Genomic DNA, 24408 nt, shown 5'->3' with positions numbered 1-24408 from the left:
CCAAAAGCTTTCAGAAAATCTGCGAACTCACTCACAAATCTAAAAACTTTTCGTTCCGGCTCAGGAAGTGCGGCAACTATAGGTATTTGCTGGAGGTTCCTCAACGGACAAATTATAATGCCTCGGATTAAAAATTCTAATACGTAAACGCTTTGTATAAGCCAGCGTATTTTTTGCCGATCCGGATACGGAAAACCATGTCGAAACGCCTTCCTCCTCTCAACGCACTGCGTGTTTTTGATGCAGCTGCACGCCATTTAAGCTTTACCAAAGCCGCAGAAGAGCTGTTTGTCACCCAGGCTGCTGTAAGCCATCAGATTAAATCTCTGGAAGATTTTCTGGGGTTAAAGCTATTTCGCCGGAGGAATCGTTCGCTATTGCTGACCGAAGAAGGACAAAGCTACTATCTCGATATCAAAGAGATTTTCTCGGCAATCAACGAAGCGACCCGCAAACTGCAGGCGCGCAGTGCCAAGGGTGCGCTGACCGTTAGTTTACTGCCGAGCTTTGCCATTCAGTGGCTGGTTCCCCGCCTCTCCAGCTTTAATATGGCTTATCCGGGAATCGATGTGCGTATCCAGGCGGTTGACCGCGACGAAGAGAAACTGGCCGACGATGTCGACGTGGCGATTTTTTACGGTCGGGGTAACTGGCCCGGCCTGCGGGTTGAAAAACTTTATGCCGAATATCTGCTGCCGGTCTGTTCACCGTCGCTGATGACCGGGGATAATCCGCTGAAAACGCCGATGGATCTGTCGCGTTTTACTCTGCTGCATGATGCCTCCCGCCGGGACTGGCAATCTTATATCCGGCAACTGGGCCTGCAGCATATCAATGTGCAGCAGGGGCCAATCTTCAGCCACAGCGCCATGGTATTGCAGGCGGCGATTCATGGTCAGGGCGTGGCGCTGGCGAATAACGTCATGGCGCAGAGCGAAATAGAAGCCGGGCGATTAATCTGCCCGTTCAATGATGTATTAGTCAGTAAAAACGCTTTTTATCTGGTTTGTCATGACAGTCAGGCAGAACTGGGTAAAATAGCCGCCTTCCGGCAGTGGATCCTGGAAAAAGCTGCAACCGAACAAGAAAAATTCCGCTTTCGCTATCAACAATAACGTATTGATTTATTTGCATTCAGATGCAAAAGGACTCTGAGGATCGGTTAATGTCCAGTCGTGCCATGTTTGTTTTTTCGGCTATCAGCGGATTTCTGCTGGTGGCTTTTGGCGCATTTGGTGCCCACGTTTTGAGTCAGTCGCTTGGTGCGGCTGAAATGGCCTGGATTCATACCGGGCTGGAATATCAGGCTTATCACACCTTAGCGGTGATGGGGCTGGGTGCTGCGATGTTACGCCGCGCCAATATCTGGTTTTACTGGAGCAGTGCGCTGATGGCGCTCGGCACCGTGCTGTTTAGTGGCAGCCTCTATTGTCTGGCGCTGTCACATCTGAAGTTTTGGGTTTTTATCACCCCCGTGGGCGGGGTCTGTTTCCTCGCCGGTTGGGTATTGATGTTGATTGGCGCGCTGCGTCTTAAACGAAAGGCAGAACGCCATGAATAAAGTTTTACTCTATTGTCGTCCCGGTTTTGAAAAAGAGTGTGCGGCGGAAATCAGCGCCAAAGCGGCTGAACGTGAAATCTACGGCTTTCCACGGGTTAAAGATGACTCTGGCTACGTGCTGTTCGAGTGCTATCAGTTTGAAGATGCCGAGCGGCTGGCACGTGAGTTGCCGTTTGACGAGCTGATTTTTGCCCGTCAGATGCTGGTCGTCGGCGAAATGCTGCGTGACCTGCCGCAGGAAGATCGCATTACCCCGATTGTCGGCATGCTGACCGGCGTAGTGGAAAAGGGCGGCGAACTGCGTGTTGAAGTGCCAGACACCAACGAAGCCAAAGAGCTGACTAAGTTCTGCCGCAAGTTCACCGTGCCGCTGCGCTCGGCACTGCGTGAAAGCAAGATCCTGTTGAATTATGAGAGCCCGAAGCGCCCGGTCGTGCATGTGTTTTTCATCGCACCGGGCACCTGTTACGTCGGCTACTCCATCCGGGAAAACAGCTCGCCGTTTTACATGGGTATTCCACGCCTTAAGTTCCCCTCCGATGCGCCAAGCCGTTCCACCCTTAAGCTGGAGGAGGCGTTTCACGTCTTTATCCCTGCGGATGAGTGGGATGAGCGTTTAGCCAGCGGCATGTACGCCGTGGATCTCGGTGCCTGTCCGGGCGGCTGGACCTATCAGCTGGTTCAGCGCAGCATGATGGTGTATGCGGTGGACAACGGACCGATGGCACCGAGCCTGATGGATACGGGCCAGGTGATGCACGAGAAAGCGGATGGCTTTAAATTCCGTCCGCCACGCACCAACATCAGCTGGCTGGTGTGTGACATGGTGGAGAAGCCGGTGCGTGTGGCTAACCTGATGACCGACTGGCTGGTCAACGGCTGGTGCCGTGAAGCGATCTTCAACCTTAAGTTGCCCATGAAAAAGCGCTATGAAGAGGTGACGCAGAATCTGGCCATGATGCAGGAACGATTCGATGATAATGGTATTAACGTGCAGATTCGCGCTCGTCAGCTTTACCATGACCGCGAAGAGGTGACCGTACATGTGCGCCGAATCTGGGCGGCTGCCGGTGGTCGTCGCGACGAACGTTAATCGCCGGGCTGAGTGCAAGGGCACTCAGCCGGTATAACGCAGCGTATTCAGATTGCCCTGCAGCACCAGATCCCGCTTCAGGGTTGCGACCTGACGGCTGATCTCTGCCATCTGCTGACCCTCAGCGAGCTTCTCCCGCCATCTGGCTGGCACCTGATCCAGTTGCTGATAGATCCCTTCAAGCGTGTGAAACTCTGTTAGTAGCTGTTTCGCGCTTTTCGGACCGATGCCGGTGATGCCCGGAATTTTACTGCTGCTGATGCCGCACAATCCCCAGTAGTCGGGTAACCGCTGGGGCGCCACACCAAATTCAGCCTCGATAAAAGGCAGATCAAGCCAGCGTTTCTGGAAGTAGTCGCGGATGCGGATCTCGGGTGCCAGCAGCTGACAGTAGCCTTTGTCGGTTGAAACAATGGTGGCCTGATGTCCGGCCTGAGCCATTTTCACCGCCAGCGTCGCCGCTAAATCGTCCGCCTCATCCTCGCCCGCTATCCAGCAGCTTACGCCTGCGGCGCGAAAGGCCTCCTGTAACGCCGGCATCTCTGCCTTTAAATCGTCTGGCATCGGCGGGCGACCGCTTTTGTAATCGGGTAGCAGCTGATGACGCCAGCCCTGATGACGCGCTTCGCCATCAAATACCGCCACCGCATGAGTCGGATGGGCGTGACCCAATATCTGGCGCAGCGCAGCCACGCAGCCTTCGACACAGGGGGAGCCCTGTACCGCATGCAGACGGCGAATCAGATTCAACGCGTCAACAATAACAAGATGAAGAGCCATGAGAGTATGGGCAGCCCGGGGGCTGCCTCCTGGTTTATTTGATAATTTCGTAGCAGGGAATGTAGGCGGTGCCTGGCAGTTTCATGCGTTGCTGTGCAACGAATCCCTGCAGCAGCTCATCCATGCGGTGCATGATGTCGGGGTCGCCATGCAGTTTGTAGCGTCCCTTCTCGCGGATTTCGCGGATGCCCATCTCTTTGACGTTACCGGCTACGATACCTGAGAAGGCGCGGCGCAGGTCAGCAGCCAGCTTTTCGGGTGGCTGATTGGTGTAGAGATTGAGATTCGCCATATTTTCATGGGTTGGCAGGAACGGCACCTGCAGATCGGGTTCAATGCGAATCGACCAGTTAAAGCTGTAAGCATCGCCGGTTTCGCGACGATTCTCTTTTACCTGCGGCATCGCTTTCTTCATCAGACGCGCCACTTCGGCTGCATCGTTGATGATGATCTGATAATGCTTACGCGCCTGTTCGCCCAGGGTGTTAACGATGAAATCATCCAGCACGCGGAAGTAGTCGGCGCTCTCTTCCGGCCCGGTCAGGATCAGCGGTAATACCTGATCGCTGTTCTGCGGATTCATCAGGATGCCCAGCAGATAGAGCAACTCTTCTGCGGTCCCTACGCCGCCCGGGAAAATGATGATGCCATGGGCAATGCGCACAAAAGCTTCCAGACGTTTTTCGATGTCCGGCATGATGATCAACTCATTCACCAGCGGATTCGGCGGTTCTGCCGCAATGATGGAGGGTTCGGTCAGGCCGATAAAGCGGCTGTCACGATAGCGCTGCTGAGCATGGCCTACGGCGGCCCCTTTCATTGGCGCTTCCATCACACCCGGCCCGCAGCCGGTACAGATGTTCAGTTCACGCAGTCCAAGCTGAGTTCCGACATTGCGGCAATACTGGTACTCAACGGCGTTGATCGAGTGACCGCCCCAGCAGACCACGGTGTTGGGATACTCGCCGATGTGCAGTGCCCGCGCGTTACGCAGAATGGAAAACACGGTGTTGGTGATAGTGGCGGAGTCATTTTCTTCAGCCGCAGTGAACCGACCCGGCATGTTGAGCTGACCGCTGACAAACAGGATGTCACGCAGCACCGCAAACAGGTTAGCCTGCAGTGAACGGATGATGCGGCCATCCACAAACGCCTCTTCCGGTGGATTGATCAGCTCCAGTTTGACGCCGCGCTCACGGCGCAACACATTGATGTCGAAATTTTCAAAGCGGGAGAGCAGCTCCTGGCTGCTGTCAGTCTGGCTGCCGGAGTTAAGCACGGCAAGAGAGCAGTTGCGAAACAGCTGGTAGAGGTCGCTGCTGGCTGTGCGCTTGAGCATATCGACTTCCAGCTGTGAAAGCAGATCCATTGAGCCAAGAGGGCTGATATGGGTAATCAAATGAACTCCTTTACACCCGCCTGGGTGCGTGTTGGCACTGCAACGGCAGTGACGAAAATCCCTGGTCGGCCACCCGCAGGTAGCCGCCATCACCAGAGTAGCCTTGTCGGCCCGCACAGCTCAAGCGGAACTGCGCTTAGTGCACGCAGCCTGCGAGAAGTCTCGCAAACTACTGACGGACCAGCCGCGAAAAACCGGGCGAGAAGGGCACATTAGTGCGCCATGGATTGATATCCAGTCCGCCACGACGGGTGTAGCGTGCATACACAGTCAGCGCTTCCGGATGGCAGAAACGCATCACATCATTAAAAATGCGTTCGACACACTGCTCGTGAAATTCGTTGTGCTGGCGGAATGAGACCAGATAGCGCAGCAGCGCTTCACGGTCGATACGCGGGCCTTTATAACGAATCATCACGGAGCCCCAGTCGGGCTGATTGGTAATCAGACAGTTTGACTTGAGCAGGTGGCTGACCAGCGTCTCTTCAACGATTTCGCTGCCCGCAGCATCGGCCAGATAGTCAGCATTGAAGCGGTAATCCTCTATGGCGATATCCTGCTCATCAATACAAACCCCCTCAAAATGGCCGATGGGCTGACCTTCCACTTCATTGAGACGGAACAGCGCGACCCGCGCTTCACCTTCAGCACAGGCACTCAGGTCACGCTCCAGCGTCTGACGAACCTCGCCCCAGTCGGCAAAGCGGGTCTGGTTGAAACTGTTAAGGTAGAGCTTGAAGCTTTTTGACTCGATAAGGTTGCGGCTCTGCGCATCGAGCACCACTTCGCCAACGGCAACCTGTGGCAGACCTTTGCTGTTGAGCCACGAGAGTTCATACAGGGTCCAGATATCACTGCCGGTAAAGGGCAGGCTGTCGGGAAACAGGCCAAGTGGTTCACGATTCAGGCTGCGCGGCACCGCCTGCAGTAAGCTGTTGTCATAATGATCGTGATAGGCTGTGGGTTTGCCCAGCGTCAGGTTGCTGAGTGCCTGATCCTGTTCGTGAGTAGTCATTGCGGTTACCACCAAAATTAATCAAAGTGGCTAAGTGTAACCCATCAGAAGTGAGAATATGAATGATGCAGCAAACTGCCGCCGCGTTGCGCGACTTTACCACCCGATACTGCCAGCAATGGCTTCAGCAGGCCGGGCATGCGCCGGCCAGCAGCGATCTCTTTGGTGTACCTTCGCCCTGTGCCCTGGAGGATCGCGATCAGCGGGTCGTCTGGCAGCCGCAGCCTTTTACTCTGCCACAGACGCTGGATGCGGTTGAGCGGGCGATCGACATCCAGCTCCAGCCGCAGATCACGGCTTTCTATACCACGCAGTTTGCCGGCGATATGCAGGCCAGTTTTGGTGAGAATCAGCTGACACTCTTACAGGTCTGGAGTGAGGATGATTTCCTGCGGTTACAGGAGAATCTGATCGGGCATCTGGTGATGCAGCGCCGCCTTAAACAGTCGCCTACGCTGTTTATCGCCACCACCGAGTCAGAACAGGAGATCATCTCGCTTTCTAATCTCAGCGGCGAAGTGATTCTGGAGCAGCCCGGCGGTAAACAGCGTGTGAAATTAGCGGAAACGCTTGAGATATTTCTTAAGTCATTACAACCGGTTATCATCTGAGTTGCAGTGATTTGCCCCTGGTCTTGTGAGACATCTCTTACACGTGCTGTGAGAGATCGCTATATAACAGGTGAGACTTCCGGAAGGCTGAGATGTAAAAATATTGTGAATCATCAACTTAATGGCGTTTATCTGAATTTACGCCGCACATTTCGTAAAGTTCTGCTGTGAGTACCTTGTGCGCGTAACGAGTTCTGTCAAAATGTTTCGCACTGCAGGAGGCTCAGGAAAAAGATATCGTCAGGATGATGATAAGCCATGAGGCAGGAACGTAACGGAGCTTACGGCACACGGAAGGTTTCAGGATGAAACAGGATCGCTCAGGATTGAGCAAGGGACACCTCCAGGATGGAGAATGAGAACCCCCTCAGAAGAGGTGGTGGGCCAGGATGCTAAGGATACATCAGGACGATGCGCGACAGGAGTTCGCACTGGACAAGTTGTCATGGAAGAGCAGGGAGCATTAACGTGGCGGGATGGCTGCAAACGAACCGGGAGCACTGTTTATACAGTGCTCCCTTTTTTTGTGCCTGTGCCAACAAGTGATATGCTTGCCGCCCATTTTTGACTGCTCGCGGAGGTGGCGCATGACGCCTGAACAATTGATTACGCAACGGCTGGAACAACTGGAAGCGGTGATGCGTGAGCATCATCTCTGGCAGAGTACCCCGCCGGCCGAGGGGGCGCTCGAGAGCCGCGAACCCTTTTGCCTGGATACACTGGAGCCGCTGCAGTGGCTCCAGTGGGTGTTAGTCCCGCGGATGCATGCCCTGATTGCGGCCCGACATCCGTTACCACAAAATTTTGCCGTGGCCCCCTATTATGAGGTGGCTCTGGTGCCTGACCAGCCGGGTATTGCGCCGCTGTTGCTGACCCTGCGTCAACTTGATGCGTTAATCACTGATGCTGCCCACTGATGCTGGAGATACTCTATCAGGATGAGTGGCTGGTTGCCGTCAACAAGCCCAGCGGCTGGCTGGTTCATCGCAGCTGGCTGGATCGCCATGAAACGGTGTTTGTGATGCAGACCGTTCGTGATCAGATTGGACAGCATGTGTTTACGGCGCATCGTCTCGACAAGCCCACGTCAGGGGTACTGCTGATGGGGCTCTCCAGTGAAGTCGGACGTCTGCTTTCGCTGCAGTTTGAACAGCACCAGATGCAGAAAACCTACCACGCTGTGGTTCGCGGCTGGCTGGAGAGCAGCGGGACGCTCGATTATCCGCTGGTGGAAGAGCTGGATAAAATTGCCGATAAACACGCCACGGAAGCGCGCACCGCACAGCCCGCGGTCACCGATTATCAGTCACTGGCAACGGTCGAGATGCCGGTCGGCATTGGCCGTTATCCCACTTCGCGTTATAGCCTGGTTGAACTGGCTCCTAAAACCGGTCGCAAGCATCAGCTGCGTCGTCATATGTCACACCTGCGTCATCCGATTATTGGCGATTCGGCGCACGGCGATCTGCGTCAGAACCGGGGTGCTGCCGAACATTTTGGCGCTAACCGCCTGATGCTGCACGCCAGCAGCCTGGCATTAACTCATCCGGTAACCGGTGAACCGTTGCTGCTTCGCGCCGGACTGGATGGCGTCTGGCAGAATCTGATGAACCAGTTTGGCTGGCAGGATCGCATTCCTGAGGTGCCGCGGGTTGAGTTTGACGCAGCGCCAGGACAGGATAACGTTTCAGAATAAGGGAGAAAGCAGATGGCAAAGATTGGCATTTTTGTAGGTACGGTATATGGCAATGCGCTACTGGTCGCGGAAGAAGCAGAGCCCATTCTGCAGCAGCAGGGGCACAGCGTAACGGTGTTTGACGATCCGACGCTGGCTGACTGGCAAAACTATGCCAGCGACGTGGCGTTAATTGTCACTTCTACTACCGGGCATGGCGATTTTCCCGACACGATTTCAGGTCTGTTCCATGCGATTAAAGATCAGCTCGGTCATCAGCCCGCGCTGCGCTATGGCGTGATTGCACTGGGTGACAGCAGCTATGACCATTTCTGTGGCGCGGGTAAAACCTTTGACGCGCTGCTGCAGGAGCAGGGCGCTCAGCGGATCGGTGAGGTGTTACTGGTTGATGCCACTGAAAATCCGGAACCGGAGGCGGTAACCTCGCCGTGGGTTGAAGCCTGGGGCGCGCAGCTCTGATTGCAAGGCCAGGCTTATCTCTGCCTTAGCTGAGATAAGCCTGTGTTGTGCGCACGGCGATGTCCGTTGAGTGCAATATCAGGTGACAGGCGCCGGGTTAAACACCGCCAGCTGATTACGAATGCCCCAGCGATCGGACCAGGTCTGCTTTCTGCCACTGGCGATATCCAGAATCAACTCAAACAGTCGCCAGCCCACCTGCTCAATACTCTCTTCACCGGTAGCAATCGTCCCGGCATTGATGTCCATCAGATCGTGCCAGCGCTCTGCCAGCGCATTACGCGTCGCCATCTTGATCACCGGAATCGCTGCCAGTCCGTAAGGCGTCCCGCGACCTGTAGTAAACACCTGCAGGGTGATACCGGATGCCAGCTGCTGCGTACCGCAGACAAAATCGCTGGCGGGCGTCGCCGCGTAGATCAATCCGCGTCGCGTAGGCCGCTGGCCGGGCGAGAGCACTTCAACGATGGCGCTGCGTCCCGATTTTGCGATCGAGCCAAGCGCTTTTTCCACCACGTTCGCCAGCCCGCCTTTTTTATTGCCCGGCGACGGGTTAGCGCTGCGATCGGTCTGGCCCTGGTCGAGGTAATTATCATACCAGGCCATCTCCTCCAGTAAGCGCTTACCGACTTCCTGATTAATCACCCGCGGCGTCAGCAGGTGAATCGCATCACGCACTTCCGTGACTTCCGAGAACATCACGGTGGCACCGCAACGCACCAGCAGATCAGAGGCGAAGCCCACTGCCGGATTTGCCGTCACGCCCGAAAACGCATCGCTGCCACCACACTGCATGCCGACAATCAGTTCTGCTGCGGAGCAGGTTTCGCGCTGGCGCTGATTCAGCCGCTGGAGATGACGCTCCGCCACCTGCAGAATCTCATTGACCATCGCGCCAAAGCCCACCAGCTTTTCATCCTGCAGACGCACGATGTCATGATCGTCCAGCGAAATCGCCTGCACGTCGGGGGTGCCAGTCAACAGACGCTCTGGCTGTAACTTTTCACAGCCGAGGCTGACGATCATCACTTCGCCGCCGAAATTCGCATTCAGCGCCAGGTTATGAATGGTGCGAATCGGCACGACCGCCGCCGGTGCGTTGATCGCCACACCACAGCCATAAAGGTGGTTCAGGGCAACCACACCATCCACGTTCGGATAGCGCGGCAGTAAATCCCGTTCAATGATCTGTACGACATGATCCACCACACCGGCCACGCAGTGGACGCTGGTGGTGATGCCGAGCAGGTTACGCGTGCCTACGCTGCCATCCGCATTGCGGTAACCTTCAAAGGTATAGCCCTCCAGCGGCGGCAAATCAGGCGGAACCTGAGTGGCTAACGGCAGACTCTCCAGCGGAGGGGCTTCCGGCAGCGCGACCAGTGACTCGTCAATCCAGCTGCCCTGGGCAATATCCCGCAATGCATAGCCAATGACTTCGCCATAACGCACGATCTCTGCACCCTGATTAATCGCGCTCAGCGCCACTTTGTGGCCCTGCGGCACATGCTCTGTGAGGGTCAGACCATCCGCAAACTGCGTACCGGCTGGCAGACCGAGGCTGTTAACCACAATCGCCACATTGTCGTGCTCATGGACTTTGATATAGAGCGGTTGTTCATCTGTTTTTGGGTTCATCGCTCACCTTCCCGTCTGTCGTACCGTACTTGTGCGGCACGCTGTAATGATCTGACCTGTCACGCCCTTGTTTGCCAGCTTCAGTATAGGGAGGCGGGGCGGGTCGCGCATTGTGCAAATGACCACCATTAAGGCAATTCGTCTCGCTGTTTTGGGTCGATTATCCAAAAGCAAGTGAAGACCCTCACAAACAGCGGGGGAAAGCGTTATCCGGGGCGGATTTTGCACGGGTATTTGCCACTTTCGTGAGCTATACCGCAGGCTTTTGTGCATCCGCAAGACAATCACTTCAATAAGGCGATTATTCCAGGGCGATGCGCCAATGTGATCGCCACAGGCTGTTCTTATACTGAGTTCCGTTAGCCAAAGTCAGGTTATCTGTCACGACGTATTATTCATCCGAAAGAGGTTGCCTGGGATTATTAACCGCCGCGGCTGCCAGACACCGGATGGATAAATAAAGTTTGCCAAAACAAAAAGATCGCCGTGTTTAACCCAACTTCTCTCTGATACCCAACGCGATGTGTATGCAGTCAGAGCGAATGTAGCTCACGCTATATTTCAGGAGTGCATCATGAATAGTTTCAGCCAGACCGCGGAAACGGTGCAGAAACGCACCAATGCCCGTTACTGGATTGTGGTGATGTTATTTATCGTCACCTCATTCAACTACGGTGACCGCGCAACGATTTCGATTGCCGGTTCGGCGATGTCAAAAGATATTGGCCTCGATTCGGTCGGACTCGGCTATATCTTCTCAGCCTTCTCATGGGCGTATGTTATTGGTCAGATTCCGGGCGGCTGGCTGCTTGACCGCTTCGGCTCAAAACGCGTCTATTTCTGGAGCATCTTTACCTGGTCGCTCTTTACCTTTTTGCAAGGGTTCGTCGATCTGTTCAGCGGCTTCGGCATCATCATGTCGCTGTTTATTCTGCGTTTCCTGGTCGGACTGGCCGAAGCGCCCTCCTTCCCTGGCAACAGCCGCATCGTCGCGGCCTGGTTTCCGGCGCAGGAGCGCGGCACGGCCGTGGCGATCTTCAACTCGGCCCAATACTTCGCCACCGTTATCTTCGCGCCCATCATGGGCTGGCTGGTCTCTTCCGTGGGCTGGGCGCACGTGTTCTGGTTCATGGGCGGCCTGGGCATCATCCTTAGTTTCATCTGGCTGAAAGTGATCCACGATCCCACCGATCACCCTGGCGTGAATAAAGCCGAACTGGAGTACATGGAGCAGGGCGGTGCGCTGATCAACATGGATGTCAAAAAGGATAGCCGCAAAGTGAGCTGGAGCGAGAAGTGGTTCCAGATCAAACAGCTGCTGACGTCACGCATGATGCTGGGTATCTACCTCGGTCAGTACTGCGTTAACGCCTTAACCTACTTTTTTATCACCTGGTTCCCGGTCTATCTGGTACAGGCGCGCGGCATGTCGATTCTCAAAGCGGGCTTTATTGCCTCGATTCCGGCGGTGTGCGGCTTCCTCGGCGGCGTACTGGGTGGGGTGATCTCCGACTGGCTGATGCGTAAAACCGGCTCCCTGAATATCGCGCGTAAAACGCCGATCGTGCTCGGCATGCTGCTCTCTATTTCGATGGTGATGTGTAACTACACCGATACCGAATGGGTGGTGGTGTTCTTCATGGCACTGGCGTTCTTTGGTAAAGGCATCGGTGCGCTGGGCTGGGCGGTGATGGCAGATACCGCACCGAAAGAGATCAGTGGCCTGAGCGGCGGTCTGTTCAACATGTTCGGTAACTTCTCTGGCATCGTGACGCCTATCGCCATCGGTTACATCATCGCCACCAGCGGCTCCTTTGAAGGCGCGCTGATCTATGTCGGTATTCATGCCTTTGTCGCCGCATTCAGCTTCCTGGTGATCGCGGGCGATATCAAACGTGTCGAACTGAAAACCTGGCCCGGTAAGGATGCATTATGAATACGCAAAGTTCGCCGGTGATTACTGAGATGCAGGTTATCCCGGTCGCCGGTTATGACAGCATGCTGCTCAATATTGGCGGTGCGCACAACGCCTGTTTTACCCGCAATATTGTGGTTCTCACTGACAGCGCCGGTCACACCGGCGTCGGTGAAGCTCCCGGCGGCGACACCATCTATCAGACGCTGGTTGAGGCGATTCCGCAGGTGAAAGGCCAGCAGATTGCGCGAATGAACCGTCTGGTGCAGCAGGTGCACAAAGGCAATCAGTCGGCTGACTTCACCACCTTTGGCAACGGTGCCTGGACTTTTGAGTTGCGGGTCAACGCGGTAGCGGCGCTGGAAGCAGCGCTGCTTGATCTGCTGGGACAGTGTCTGGGCGTACCGGTGGCTGAACTGCTGGGGCCAGGTAAACAGCGTGATGAAGTGACGGTGCTGGGCTATCTGTTCTATCTCGGTGACCGCCGCAAGACCGATCTGCCCTATCTGAGTGGTGAGCAGGCCAGCCACGACTGGTATCACCTGCGTCATCAGGAAGCGCTGACCAGCGATGCCGTGGTGCGGCTGGCTGAGGCGGCTGCGGATAAATATGGCTTCAAAGATTTTAAGCTCAAAGGCGGCGTGTTGCCGGGCGAGCAGGAGATTGCCACCGCGGCGGCGCTGAAGCAGCGCTTTCCCGACGCCCGCATTACGGTCGACCCGAACGGCGCCTGGCTGCTGGACGAGGCGATAGCGCTGTGTAAAGGGATGCGGGATGTGCTGAGCTACGCTGAAGATCCGTGCGGCGCGGAGCAGGGCTATTCGGGACGTGAAGTGATGGCCGAGTTCCGGCGCGCAACCGGCTTACCGGTGGCCACCAATATGATCGCCACCAACTGGCGCGAGATGAATCACGCGGTGATGCTCAATGCGGTCGATATTCCGCTGGCGGATCCTCACTTCTGGACGCTGAGCGGTGCCGTGCGGGTCGCGCAGCTCTGCGATGAGTGGGGCCTCACCTGGGGCTGCCACTCCAATAACCACTTCGATATTTCGCTGGCGATGTTTACCCATGTGGGTGCGGCGGCGCCAGGTAATCCTACCGCGATTGATACCCACTGGATCTGGCAGGAGGGCGATCAGCGCCTGACGAAAAATCCTCTGCAAATCCGCAACGGGAAAATTGCCGTACCGGATGCGCCGGGTCTGGGCATTGAGCTCGACTGGGAGCAGGTAAACAAAGCCAATCAGCTTTATCAGTCACTGCCCGCCGGTGCGCGTAACGACGCCACGGCGATGCAATATCTGGTCCCCGGCTGGACATTTGATCGCAAACGCCCGGCATTTGGCCGTGCAACAGCATAAGGAGCAGGAGATGAGTTCAACACCGAAAGTCACCGCCATGCAGGTTATTCCGGTCGCAGGCTACGACAGCATGCTGCTGAACCTCAGCGGCGCTCACTCGCCATTCTTTACCCGCAACATTGTGATTATCAAAGATAACGCCGGACACACCGGCGTCGGCGAAATCCCGGGCGGCGAAAAAATCCGCCAGACGCTGGAAGATGCAGCGTCGCTGGTGATTGGCAAAACCGTGGGCGAATACAAAAACATTCTCAGCCTGGTGCGCAGCACCTTCGCCGACCGCGATGCCAGCGGGCGCGGCACCCAGACCTTCGATCTGCGCACCACTATTCATGTGGTGACCGGCATTGAAGCGGCGCTGCTCGACCTGCTGGGTCAGCATCTGGAGGTTAATGTGGCCTCGCTGCTGGGCGACGGACAGCAGCGCGACCGCGTTGAGATGCTCGGTTATCTCTTCTACATCGGCGACCGCCGCAAAACGTCCCTCTCTTACCAGAGCCAGGAGAGCGATCCCTGCGACTGGTATCGCCTGCGCCACGAAGAGGCGCTAACCCCGGAGACGGTGGTGCGGCTGGCGGAAGCGGCGTATGAGAAATATGGCTTCAACGATTTCAAACTCAAAGGTGGCGTACTGCGCGGCGGCGAAGAGGCCGAAGCGGTCACAGCGCTGGCTAAGCGTTTTCCTGAAGCCCGTATCACCCTTGATCCCAACGGGGCCTGGTCGCTCAACGAGGCGATCATGCTCGGCAAACAGCTCAAAGATGTGCTCGCCTACGCAGAAGATCCCTGTGGCGCGGAGCAGGGTTACTCCGGCCGTGAAGTGATGGCGGAGTTCCGCCGCGCCACCGGCATGCCAACCGCCACCAATATGATCGCCACCGACTGGCGTCAGATGGGCCATACCCTGTCGCTGCAGTCGGTGGACATTCCGCTGGCGGATCCGCACTTCTGGACCATGCAGGGTTCGGTGCGGGTAGCACAGATGTGTCACGACTTCGGCCTGACATGGGGCTCGCACTCCAATAACCACTTCGACATTTCGCTGGCGATGTTCACCCACGTCGCCGCTGCCGCGCCGGGCGCGATCACCGCCATTGATACCCACTGGATCTGGCAGGAGGGCAATCAGCGCCTGACCAAAGAGCCATTCCAGATCAAAGGCGGCATGGTGCAGGTACCGCAGAAGCCCGGTCTCGGCGTCGAGCTGGATATGGATCAGGTGATGCAGGCCAACGCGCTCTATCAGAAGCAGGGGCTGGGCGCGCGTGACGATGCCGAAGCGATGCAATTTTTAGTACCGGGATGGACCTACGACAACAAACGTCCCTGCCTGGTACGTTAACCTTTTCGGCTTCCCACGGGGAGCCATCGTCACAGGAGTTTAACCATGAGTAATGCAGCCTGGCCAAATGGATTTCGTCGTCGTTTGTTAGCGGGTGAAACCCTGATCGGCAGCTGGTGTGCGCTTGCCAGCCCGATCTCAACCGAGATTTTAGGGCTGGCCGGTTTTGACTGGCTGGTCCTGGATGGTGAACACGCGCCCAACGATATCACCACGTTTGTGCCACAGCTGATGGCGCTTAAAGGCAGCCACAGTGCGCCCGTGGTGCGTCCGCCCTGCAACGAGCCGGTGATCATTAAGCGTCTGCTGGATATCGGGTTTAACAACTTCCTGGTGCCATTTGTCGAGACCGAAGAGGAAGCAGTGCGTGCCGTCGCATCAACCCGCTATCCGCCAGCCGGCATTCGCGGTGTCTCGGTTTCGCACCGCAGCAACATGTACGGCACCCTGCCGGATTACAACAGCACCATCAATGACAACATCACGGTGCTGGTGCAGATCGAAACCCAGCAGGCGGTCGACAACATTGACGCCATCGCGGCGGTGGACGGTGTCGACGGTATTTTTGTCGGGCCGGGCGATCTCTCTGCTGCGCTGGGCTATCTCGGTCAGCCTGCGCATCCTGAAGTGCTGAAAGTGATTAAACACATTTTTGAACGCGCCAAAGCCGCCGGTAAGCCGAGCGGCATTCTGGCACCGGTGGAAGCGGACGCGCGTCGTTATCTGGAGTGGGGTGCCACTTTTGTCGCCGTCGGCAGCGATGTCGGTATGTTCCGCAACGCCTCTCAGGCGTTATGCGACAAATTTAAGCGCTAATCAATCAAGGGGAAACGCAATGAAAATTGGATTTATCGGCCTGGGTATTATGGGCAAACCAATGAGTAAAAATCTGGTGAAAGCCGGTTATTCGCTGGTGGTGCGCGATCATAACGCTGACAACGAAGCGGAACTGACTGAACTGGGCGCGACCGTGGCGAAATCGCCAAAAGAGGTGGCTGAGCAGTGCGATGTGGTGATTACCATGGTGCCCAACTCGCCGCAGGTCATCGAAGTCTGCCTGGGTAAAAATGGCATTATCGAAGGGGCGAAGCCAGGCCTGGTGGTCATCGACATGAGCTCAATTGCGCCGCTGGCGAGCCGTGAAGTCCATGATGCGCTGGCAGAAAAAGGGATCAAAATGCTGGATGCGCCGGTCAGTGGCGGTGAACCCAAAGCGATCGAAGGCACGCTCTCTGTGATGGTCGGCGGTGATAAAGCGGTGTTCGATGCCTGCTACGACATCATGAAATCGATGGCGGGATCGGTGGTGCATACCGGCGACATCGGTGCGGGTAACGTGACTAAGCTGGCCAACCAGGTGATTGTGGCGCTGAATATTGCGGCGATGTCCGAGGCGCTATCACTGGCGACCAAAGCGGGTGTGAATCCGGATCTGGTCTATCAGGCGATTCGTGGCGGCCTGGCCGGCAGTACGGTACTGGATGCCAAAGCGCCCATGGTGATGGATCGCAACTTCAAACCCGGCTTCCGTATTGACCTGCATATTAAAGATCTGGCGAACGCGCTGGATACCTCGCACAGCATCGGCGCGCATCTGCCGCTGACGGCGGCGGTGATGGAGATGATGCAGGCGCTGCGTAACGACGGACAGGGTAGCGCCGACCACAGCGCGCTGGCCTGCTATTATGAGAAGTTAGCGAAGGTTGAAATCGCCCGCTAAAACCCGGTGTCGGTCTCTGCGGAAACCGGACTGGTTCAGAGCCGTTTCAATTACTCAACTGCGCTCGGATTGCCTATGAAAATCGTAATCGCACCGGATTCATATAAAGAGAGTTTATCCGCCCTGGATGTGGCATCGGCGATTGAAGCGGGTTTCCGTGACATCTTTCCCGATGCGCATTACGTGAAAATACCGGTCGCCGACGGCGGTGAAGGAACGGTAGAAGCGATGGTGGCGGCGACGAAGGGAAAAATCGTCAGGCTGAAGGTGACGGGGCCGCTGGGAACAGAGGTCGACGCCTTCTATGGCCTGTCCGGCGATGAGTCCACCGCCTATATCGAAATGGCAGCGGCCAGTGGACTGGAGCGGGTGCCTGCATCGCAGCGTGACCCGCTGATAACGACCTCATTTGGCACCGGCGAGTTGATCAGACATGCGCTGGATAAGGGGGTCGGCCACATCATCATTGGTATCGGCGGCAGCGCCACCAATGATGGCGGAGCCGGCATGATGCAGGCGCTGGGCGCCCGGCTGCTGGACGACCAGGGCTGCGAGATCGGTCACGGTGGCGGTGCACTCGCCGATCTTGCCAGCATCGATATTGACGCGCTGGACGCCCGCATTCATCAGTGCCGCATTGAAGTGGCCTGTGACGTCACCAATCCGCTGACGGGCAAAGAGGGTGCATCGGCCATTTTCGGCCCACAGAAAGGGGCGACACCGGCGCTGGTGCAGCAGCTCGATCAGGCGCTGGCCCATTACGCCGCGATTATTCACCGCGATCTCGATATTGATGTGCTGCATATCCCGGGCGGCGGCGCAGCGGGCGGTATGGGGGCGGCGCTGCATGCCTTTTGTCAGGCGGAGCTGCGGCGCGGCATTGAGATTGTTACTGAGGCGCTGGGGCTGGCTGAAGAGGTAAAAGATGCGGACCTGGTGATTACCGGTGAAGGGCGTATCGACAGCCAGAGTATTAATGGCAAAGTGCCGATCGGCGTCGCCAGCGTGGCAAAGCGCTTTAATAAGCCGGTGATTGGCATCGCCGGAAGCCTGACGGCCGATGTCGGCGTGGTGCATCAGCACGGGATCGATGCGGTATTCAGCGTGCTCTACAGCATCTGTACGCTGGATGAGGCACTCGCCAGCGCCGGAAAGAATGTTGAGATGACGGCGCGTAATGTGGCAGCCACGTTAAAGCTGGCCGGGTTTAACTAACCACCAGCATTACCCGGCCACTCCACATCGGCCGGGTTTAACTCACCGCCAGCCTTATCCAATCCCTAACAGCTGGCGGGCTTCTCGGGCGACGTTCTCCATCTCATCCTGCAGCTCCAGCAGTTCCGGCTCCAGCGCAGCGATATCGCTGGCCTCCAGCAGCTCTCTTTCCAGCTGATGGCAGAGTTGCTTCATGCGCGGCACGCCGCTGTAGCTGGCACTGCCGTGCAGCTTGTGAATAATCTCACGCAGGGCGTTGACCTCATTGGTCGACATAAACTGCGCCATCTTCGCATGCACTTCCGGTAAAAATTCCAGCAGCATTCGCAGCAGATCGCGCGCCAGATCGGCTTTGTTCGCCGCCTGTCGCAGCGCCAGTTGCCAGTCCAGCGTGGGTAATATTGGCAGCAGTTCCGGCACGGTGACCACCGGTGGTGGCGTATAGCGCGCCAGCAACTGTCTTAACTTGCTCTCATCAATCGGTTTGGCAAGATAGTCATTCATGCCCGCCTTGATCAATTGTTCACGCTCGCCATCAATCGCATGGGCGGTGACCGCCACAATCGGTGTACTGGCATGATGCGGCATGCTGCGGATAATTTCGCTGGCGCGAATGCCATCGATGTCCGGCATCTGAATATCCATCAGAATCACATCCAGCGACTGCTGACGTGCCTCACGGATGGCGTGTTCGGCGCTGCTGCACAGCAGGATGTTCTGCACCTGCTCCTCCAGCAGCGCGCCAATCAGCTTGAGGTTGGCGGGGTTATCATCCACCGCCATCACCGTCAGCGGCAGCCGGGGTGAAAGCGGCAGTTCACTGATCTGACGGGTATGCAAATCCAGTAACATCGGCAGGAGTCGCGTCAGGGAGATCGGTTTAGCGATGCAACCGTCAATGCCGCGTACCTTCAGTTCATCCGCCAGCAACATCATCGGGCTGGGGAGCGCCATCAGCACGTTGTCGGCCCGATCCAGCAGCGCATTAATCATGCGTTCATTGAGCAGCTCAGGCTGGCTGATGTCGACCGGCATCGCCATCAGCAGCAGCGGATAGTGAGACGCTTTTAAACCCTCCAGCGTTTCGCTGTAATCGATCTGCAATGGTGTGGCGCTTAACATCTCCAGTGCTGCGCTGGCAACGTTAGCATCCGCTTCAACATAGGCAATGCGCGCATGTGACAGCGCATCCAGCACGCGTGGCATGCCGGGCGCATTGGGATTGAGATCCAGCTGCACGCGAATCACAAAGGTGGAGCCCTTGTCCGGCTGACTGCTGAAGGTGATTTCGCCGCCCATCTCCCGCACCAGTTTCTGGGTGATCACCAGCCCCAGCCCGGTGCCGCCATGACGGCGCGAAATGCTGGCGTCAGCCTGACGGAACGCCTGGAAAAGCTGTGTCTGTTGCTGCTCAGAGATGCCGATGCCGCTATCTTCAACCTGAATCTCCAGCTCGACGCGCGACTGCGTAATCACCCGCTGTCCGACGCGCAGGCCGATATACCCTTTCTCGGTAAACTTGATGGCGTTACCGATCAGGTTAATCAGAATCTGTTGCAGGCGCAGCGCATCGCCAATCACATTGTCCGGCACGCTGCTGTCACACACCACCGTCAGCTCCAGCCCTTTGTCATGCGCCGACGGGGCCAGCAGCACCAGCGTTTCATCCAGTGTGGCACGCAGCGGGAAGGGGATCGCCTCCAGCATCAGTTTGCCCGCTTCCAGCTTCGAGAAATCGAGCACGTCATTGATAATACTAAGCAGGTTATTGGCTGAACGTTCAATGGTCTGCATATAGTCGCGCTGGGTGGTGCGCAGCTGGGTTTTCAGCATCTGCCGGGTAAAGCCCAGCACGCCATTAAGCGGCGTCCGCAGCTCATGCGACATATTGGCCAGAAACTCAGATTTGATACGCGCCGCTTCCTGGGCGCGTTTCTTCGCCAGATCCAGCTCAACGTTCTGAATCTCCAGCTGTTCCAGCGTCTCTCGCAGATCGTAGGTCGCCTGATCGATATTGTGCTGCATCTCTTCGTGATAGGCGGTCAGCGACATCGCCATCGCATTAATCCCGTTTTTCAGAATGCTGAGTTCACCCAGCATGTATCCCTCAACGCGGCTGTCGAGCTGGCCGCGACGGATGCGGTCAACGGTGGTGACCATATTGCGGATCGGGCCGGTGACATCACGCATCAGACGATAGGCAAACAGCATGGCCAGGCAGAAGCAGAAGAGCAGCATCAGCGTGGCGACAAACACCTCTTTATACTGCTGCAGGCGCACCGACTGCAGATCCAGTTCTATCGCCACGTAGCCCAGCGGATTTCCCGACGGCTTGGCATCTTCGTCCGGCAATTCATCCACATCGTAACGCTCGGTGGTGATCGGTGTGCGCAGAATCAATACGTTGCCGTGACGTTCCATGGAGACATCGTCGGGCAGGGCGCGGATATCATCCTGTTGCAGCAGGCTGAGGTTCTGCTTGTGATTGGAGGTGACGTAGAGCTGGTTGTGATTATCAAACACCGAGATCGCCCGGACGATGCCGGAATGGCGGCGGTGCAGCAGGCTGACCAGTTCACGCATGGCGTCACGATTGTGCCAGGTCATGCTGTATTCGCTGGAGATCGCCAGCGGTTCAATGATATTGGCTCCGGCATCGATAACCTGGCGCTGCAGTTCATTGTAGCGGTGCACCACAAAAAATGAGCTGAGCAGCAGGCCAACCATCAGCGTGGGTGCCAGAATTAAAATCATCATTCGCGCCCGCAGGCTGTATTTGGTCATAATAGTCGCCTGGCTACTCCGGCATTAACGTCCCTGTGCATGCTGTCGACAAAAACAATGCAGGTCGTTTTCGATAAAGAGAATTAATAACACTATGGCGCAATTTTACGTTGCAAAACAGCGCGTGACGACGCAACAACGGATCACCGTCACCATTGAGGCGCTTGATCCGTTCGGACAAGGGGTGGCGCGTCACAAGGGCAAAACCCTTTTTGTCGCCGGTGCCCTGCCTGGGGAACAGGCGGAGGTCATGCTGACAGAGGATAAACGTCAATTTGCCCGGGCGAAAGTGACACGACTGATTAGCCGCAGTCCGGCGCGAGTCACGCCGCGCTGCCCACATTATGAACGCTGCGGCGGCTGCCAGCAGCAGCATGCCGATGTGGCGCTGCAACAGCAGAGCAAAGCCCAGGCGCTGAGCCGGATGCTGCGTCAGGCCGCCGCACAAGACGTGGCGGTGGATGAGGTGATCGCCGGTCAGCCCTGGGGCTATCGTCGTCGCGCCCGTCTGGGGCTGCAATGGCAAAATAAGGCGCAGCGGTTGCAGATGGGCTTCCGTCAGGAAGCCAGCAACGATCTGGTTGATATTCAGCAATGCCCCATTTTAGTGCCCGAACTTGAGGCTTTACTGGTTCCATTGCACCAGTGTCTCAGTGACTTACGCGCCGTCAGGCGTCTCGGGCATGTGGAGCTGGTGCTGGCAGACAACGGGCCGCTGATGATTCTGCGCCATCTTGATGCGCTGCATGCGGATGACCGTGAAAAACTGGAACAGTTTTCGCATAAGCATCAGCTGATGCTGTTCCTGGATGCGGGCGAGGAAGAGTTGAGTGCGTTAAATGAGTCGACGCCGTTTTATCAATCTCACCAGCTTAAGCTAACCTTCAGCCCACAGGATTTTATTCAGGTTAATGATGGTGTTAATCAGCAGATGGTCGCGAAGGCAATTGCCTGGCTCGATCTGCAGCCGGAAGACCGGGTGCTGGATCTGTTTTGCGGCATGGGAAACTTCACACTTCCTATAGGAATCTTCGTACATAATGTGGTTGGTGTGGAGGGGATTGCAGCATTAGTGCGGCAGGCAGCGTATAATGCTGATTTGAATAATCTTAAAAATGTCAGTTTCTTTCAGCATAATCTGGAAGAAGAAGTGTCGCGCCAGCCGTGGGCGGCACAGGGATTTAACAAGGTATTACTCGATCCGGCACGCGCCGGGGCTGCGGGCGTAATGGCGCATGTGGTTAAACTTGCACCAGATCGCGTGGTCTATGTTTCGTGTAATCCCACCACACTCGCCCGCGACAGCCAGACATTGCTGTCGGCAGGCTACCAATTGGAAAGGGTCGCGATGCTGGATATGTTCCCACATACCCGTCATCTCGAATCCATGGTGCTGTTCAGAAAAACATAAGCGATGTATGTCGTTGTGCAGGAGAGGTTATGGTTGCGGTCAGAAGTGCGCATTTAAATACTGAGGGGGATTTCGCCCTCGACCAGTGGATCGCCAGTCTCGGTATTGCCAACCCGCAATCATGTCAACGTGTGGCCGAGACGTGGCGCTACTGTGAAGCGCAGACGCAGGGCCATCCTGATCAGTCGCTGCTGCTGTGGCGCGGTATTGAGATGGTTGAAATCCTCTCAATGCTCAGCATGGATATCGAAAGCCTGTGTGCGGCGCTGATTTTCCCGCTGGCTAACGATGAAGTGGTGAGTGAAGAGGAGCTGGAAACCGCCGTCGGCAAAGGCATTGTCTCGCTGGTACACGGCGTGCGCGATATGGACGCCATCCGCCAGCTGAAAGCGATCCACAACGACTCCATGGCCTCTGAACAGGTGGATAACGTTCGCCGCATGCTGCTGGCGATGGTGGAAGATTTCCGCTGCGTAGTGCTGAAGCTGGCTGAACGCATCATGAACCTGCGCGAAATGAAAGATGCGCCGGAAGATGAGCGGGTACTGGCCGCCAAAGAGAGCACCAATATCTATGCGCCACTGGCCAACCGTCTCGGTATTGGTCAGCTCAAATGGGAGCTGGAAGATTACTGCTTCCGCTACCTGCATCCCGACGAATATAAGCGCATCGCCAAATTACTGCATGAGCGGCGTATTGACCGTGAGCAGTACATCGAAAACTTCGTCAGCAATCTGCGCAAAGAGATGGTCAAAGAGGGCGTGCGCGCCGAAGTCTATGGCCGTCCGAAACATATCTACAGCATCTGGCGCAAGATGCAGAAAAAATCGCTGGCCTTTGATGAGCTGTTTGACGTGCGGGCGGTGCGCATCGTCGCCGATCGCCTGCAGGATTGCTACGGTGCGCTGGGTACGGTGCATACGCTCTATCGCCATCTGCCCAGTGAATTCGATGACTACGTCGCTAACCCCAAACCCAACGGCTACCAGTCGATTCATACGGTGGTGTTAGGGCCGCAGGGCAAAACGGTGGAGATCCAGATCCGTACCCGCCAGATGCATGAAGATGCCGAGCTGGGCGTGGCGGCGCACTGGAAATATAAAGAGGGGCCAACTTCCAGCAGCGCGCGTGGCGCGGCCGGTCATGAAGAGCGGATCGCCTGGCTGCGTAAGCTCATCAGCTGGCAGGAAGAGATGGCGGACTCCGGCGAACTGCTGGAAGAGGTCCGCAGCCAGGTGTTCGATGACCGGGTCTACGTCTTTACCCCGAAAGGCGACGTGGTGGATCTGCCCGCTGGATCGACGCCGCTCGACTTTGCCTATCATATTCACAGCGACATCGGTCACCGCTGCATCGGCGCGAAAATCGGTGGCCGTATCGTGCCGTTCACCTACCAGCTGCAGATGGGCGATCAGGTTGAAGTGATCACCCAGAAGCAGCCGAACCCGAGCCGCGACTGGCTCAATCCGAATCTGGGCTACATCACCACCAACCGTGGGCGCTCGAAGATCCACAACTGGTTCCGCAAGCAGGATCGCGACAAGAATATAATCGCCGGACGGCAGATTCTGGATAACGAACTGAATCAGCTGGATATCAGCCTGCGCGAAGCCGAAAAATTGCTGCTGCCGCGCTATAACGTGACCTCGCTTGAAGAGCTGCTCGCGGCGATTGGCGGCGGCGATATCCGTCTTAACCAGATGGTTAACTTCCTGCAGGCGAAGCTGAACAAGCCGAGCGCCGAAGAGGAAGATCGCGAAGCGCTGCGTCAGCTCACCCAGAAGTCGTACACTCCCTCTTCACGCAAAGAGAGCGGACGCGTCGTCGTGGAAGGCGTGGGCAACCTGATGCACCACATTGCCCGCTGCTGCCAGCCGATTCCGGGGGATGATATTGTCGGCTTCATCACCCAGGGGCGCGGCATCTCTATTCATCGCGCCGACTGCGACCAGCTGGCTGAACTCATTTCGCATGCGCCGGAACGTATCGTCGATGCGGTGTGGGGCGAAAGCTACTCCAGCGGCTATTCGCTGGTGGTGCGCGTGACCGCCAACGATCGCAGCGGCTTACTGCGTGACATCACCACCATTCTCGCCAACGAGAAAGTGAATGTCCTGGGCGTCTCAAGCCGCAGCGACACCAAAAAACAGCTGGCGACCATCGACATGGATATTGAGATCTACAACCATCAGGTACTGGGACGTGTCCTGGCGCGTCTGAACCAGGTCTCTGATATCATTGACGCCCGTCGCCTGCACTGATATTCAGGCAGGCACTGAGGCAACCGGCAGCTGGAGGTTGCGCAGGCGTTTTCTGCACCACCAGACACGGCCGGACGCGGTGAATAGCGTCCTGCCGTGTTGGACGCTTTGCCTCTTCGCCCGTTGCCTGTCATCTCACTAATC

The 24408-nt window shown here is 56.6% G+C and carries 20 protein-coding genes; 15 read left to right on the top strand and 5 right to left on the bottom strand.

Annotated features, from left to right (window positions below):
- Positions 1-197: 197 nt before the first annotated feature.
- From PAG01S_RS08905 to rlmM, 3 genes are read left to right on the top strand one after another with little or no spacing between them, the layout of a single operon-like run.
- The gene (locus PAG01S_RS08905) at positions 198-1115 is read left to right on the top strand and encodes a transcriptional regulator GcvA (RefSeq protein ID WP_003854641.1); all 918 of its coding nucleotides are present in this window, start codon (positions 198-200) and stop codon (positions 1113-1115) included.
- A 50-nt stretch (positions 1116-1165) separates the two neighbouring features.
- On the top strand, positions 1166-1561 hold the full coding sequence (locus PAG01S_RS08900; RefSeq protein ID WP_010248611.1) for a DUF423 domain-containing protein: 396 nt from the start codon (positions 1166-1168) through the stop codon (positions 1559-1561).
- On the top strand, positions 1554-2654 hold the full coding sequence (gene rlmM / locus PAG01S_RS08895; RefSeq protein ID WP_010248609.1) for a 23S rRNA (cytidine(2498)-2'-O)-methyltransferase RlmM: 1101 nt from the start codon (positions 1554-1556) through the stop codon (positions 2652-2654). Before PAG01S_RS08900 ends, rlmM begins: the two co-directional genes overlap by 8 nt.
- 24 nt (positions 2655-2678) lie before the next feature.
- Here rlmM and xni read toward each other — a convergent pair whose 3' ends face one another.
- The 3 genes from xni to queF all read right to left on the bottom strand — a co-directional run bounded on the left by xni (position 2679) and on the right by queF (position 5848).
- Entirely contained in the window at positions 2679-3434 is a 756-nt protein-coding gene (gene xni, locus PAG01S_RS08890; protein WP_062758353.1) for a flap endonuclease Xni, read from the bottom strand.
- A 34-nt stretch (positions 3435-3468) separates the two neighbouring features.
- On the bottom strand, positions 3469-4833 hold the full coding sequence (ppnN, locus tag PAG01S_RS08885) for a nucleotide 5'-monophosphate nucleosidase PpnN (RefSeq protein ID WP_010672144.1): 1365 nt from the start codon (positions 4831-4833) through the stop codon (positions 3469-3471).
- Between the two features lie 169 nt (positions 4834-5002).
- Complete coding sequence (gene queF / locus PAG01S_RS08880) at positions 5003-5848, bottom strand: NADPH-dependent 7-cyano-7-deazaguanine reductase QueF (protein ID WP_022623809.1); 846 nt, start codon at positions 5846-5848, stop codon at positions 5003-5005.
- 62 nt (positions 5849-5910) lie between these two features.
- Between queF and syd the strand changes: the two genes are divergently transcribed.
- The 4 genes from syd (at position 5911) to PAG01S_RS08860 (ending at position 8614) form a co-directional block, all read left to right on the top strand.
- On the top strand, positions 5911-6459 hold the full coding sequence (gene syd, locus PAG01S_RS08875; RefSeq protein ID WP_062758351.1) for a SecY-interacting protein: 549 nt from the start codon (positions 5911-5913) through the stop codon (positions 6457-6459).
- A 587-nt stretch (positions 6460-7046) separates the two neighbouring features.
- Positions 7047-7376: a YqcC family protein gene (locus PAG01S_RS08870; protein WP_022623807.1), complete on the top strand. Its 330-nt coding sequence runs from the start codon at positions 7047-7049 to the stop codon at positions 7374-7376.
- A complete protein-coding gene (gene truC, locus PAG01S_RS08865) occupies positions 7376-8155 on the top strand; it encodes a tRNA pseudouridine(65) synthase TruC (RefSeq protein ID WP_033772508.1) in 780 nt (259 codons plus the stop codon). Before PAG01S_RS08870 ends, truC begins: the two co-directional genes overlap by 1 nt.
- A gap of 12 nt (positions 8156-8167) precedes the next feature.
- Positions 8168-8614, top strand: coding sequence for a flavodoxin (locus PAG01S_RS08860; RefSeq protein WP_033758703.1), 447 nt, complete (start codon positions 8168-8170; stop codon positions 8612-8614).
- A 78-nt stretch (positions 8615-8692) separates the two neighbouring features.
- On the opposite strand, the gene garD is transcribed toward PAG01S_RS08860, so the two are convergent.
- Entirely contained in the window at positions 8693-10252 is a 1560-nt protein-coding gene (gene garD, locus PAG01S_RS08855; protein WP_010672140.1) for a galactarate dehydratase, read from the bottom strand.
- 574 nt (positions 10253-10826) lie between these two features.
- Between garD and PAG01S_RS08850 the strand changes: the two genes are divergently transcribed.
- From PAG01S_RS08850 to PAG01S_RS08825, 6 genes are all read left to right on the top strand, one after another.
- Positions 10827-12188 carry an MFS transporter gene (locus PAG01S_RS08850; protein WP_010248591.1) on the top strand — a complete coding sequence of 454 codons (1362 nt, stop codon included), beginning with the start codon at positions 10827-10829 and terminating at the stop codon, positions 12186-12188.
- Entirely contained in the window at positions 12185-13531 is a 1347-nt protein-coding gene (locus tag PAG01S_RS08845; RefSeq protein ID WP_062758349.1) for an enolase C-terminal domain-like protein, read from the top strand. The genes PAG01S_RS08850 and PAG01S_RS08845 overlap by 4 nt, the downstream gene beginning before the upstream one ends.
- Positions 13532-13541: 10 nt before the next feature.
- Entirely contained in the window at positions 13542-14873 is a 1332-nt protein-coding gene (gene gudD, locus PAG01S_RS08840) for a glucarate dehydratase (protein ID WP_010248587.1), read from the top strand.
- A gap of 45 nt (positions 14874-14918) precedes the next feature.
- Positions 14919-15689, top strand: a complete 771-nt coding sequence (gene garL / locus PAG01S_RS08835) for a 2-dehydro-3-deoxyglucarate aldolase (RefSeq protein WP_010248585.1) — start codon at positions 14919-14921, stop codon at positions 15687-15689.
- 19 nt (positions 15690-15708) lie between these two features.
- Positions 15709-16593 carry a 2-hydroxy-3-oxopropionate reductase gene (garR, locus tag PAG01S_RS08830; RefSeq protein WP_060680910.1) on the top strand — a complete coding sequence of 295 codons (885 nt, stop codon included), beginning with the start codon at positions 15709-15711 and terminating at the stop codon, positions 16591-16593.
- Positions 16594-16668: 75 nt separating this feature from the next.
- Entirely contained in the window at positions 16669-17808 is a 1140-nt protein-coding gene (locus PAG01S_RS08825) for a glycerate kinase (protein ID WP_031291930.1), read from the top strand.
- A 54-nt stretch (positions 17809-17862) separates the two neighbouring features.
- Here the strand turns inward: PAG01S_RS08825 and barA are convergent, their stop codons facing one another.
- Entirely contained in the window at positions 17863-20592 is a 2730-nt protein-coding gene (gene barA / locus PAG01S_RS08820; protein WP_062758347.1) for a two-component sensor histidine kinase BarA, read from the bottom strand.
- 94 nt (positions 20593-20686) lie between these two features.
- Between barA and rlmD the strand changes: the two genes are divergently transcribed.
- On the top strand, positions 20687-22003 hold the full coding sequence (rlmD, locus tag PAG01S_RS08815; protein WP_033758700.1) for a 23S rRNA (uracil(1939)-C(5))-methyltransferase RlmD: 1317 nt from the start codon (positions 20687-20689) through the stop codon (positions 22001-22003).
- Between the two features lie 29 nt (positions 22004-22032).
- Positions 22033-24264, top strand: a complete 2232-nt coding sequence (gene relA / locus PAG01S_RS08810) for a GTP diphosphokinase (protein ID WP_010248576.1) — start codon at positions 22033-22035, stop codon at positions 24262-24264.
- The last annotated feature ends 144 nt before the right edge of the window (positions 24265-24408 follow it).

It is taken from the genome of Pantoea agglomerans NBRC 102470 (genome assembly GCF_001598475.1).
Classification (GTDB): domain Bacteria; phylum Pseudomonadota; class Gammaproteobacteria; order Enterobacterales; family Enterobacteriaceae; genus Pantoea; species Pantoea agglomerans.
This window is presented reverse-complemented; position numbering and strand designations above follow the sequence as displayed.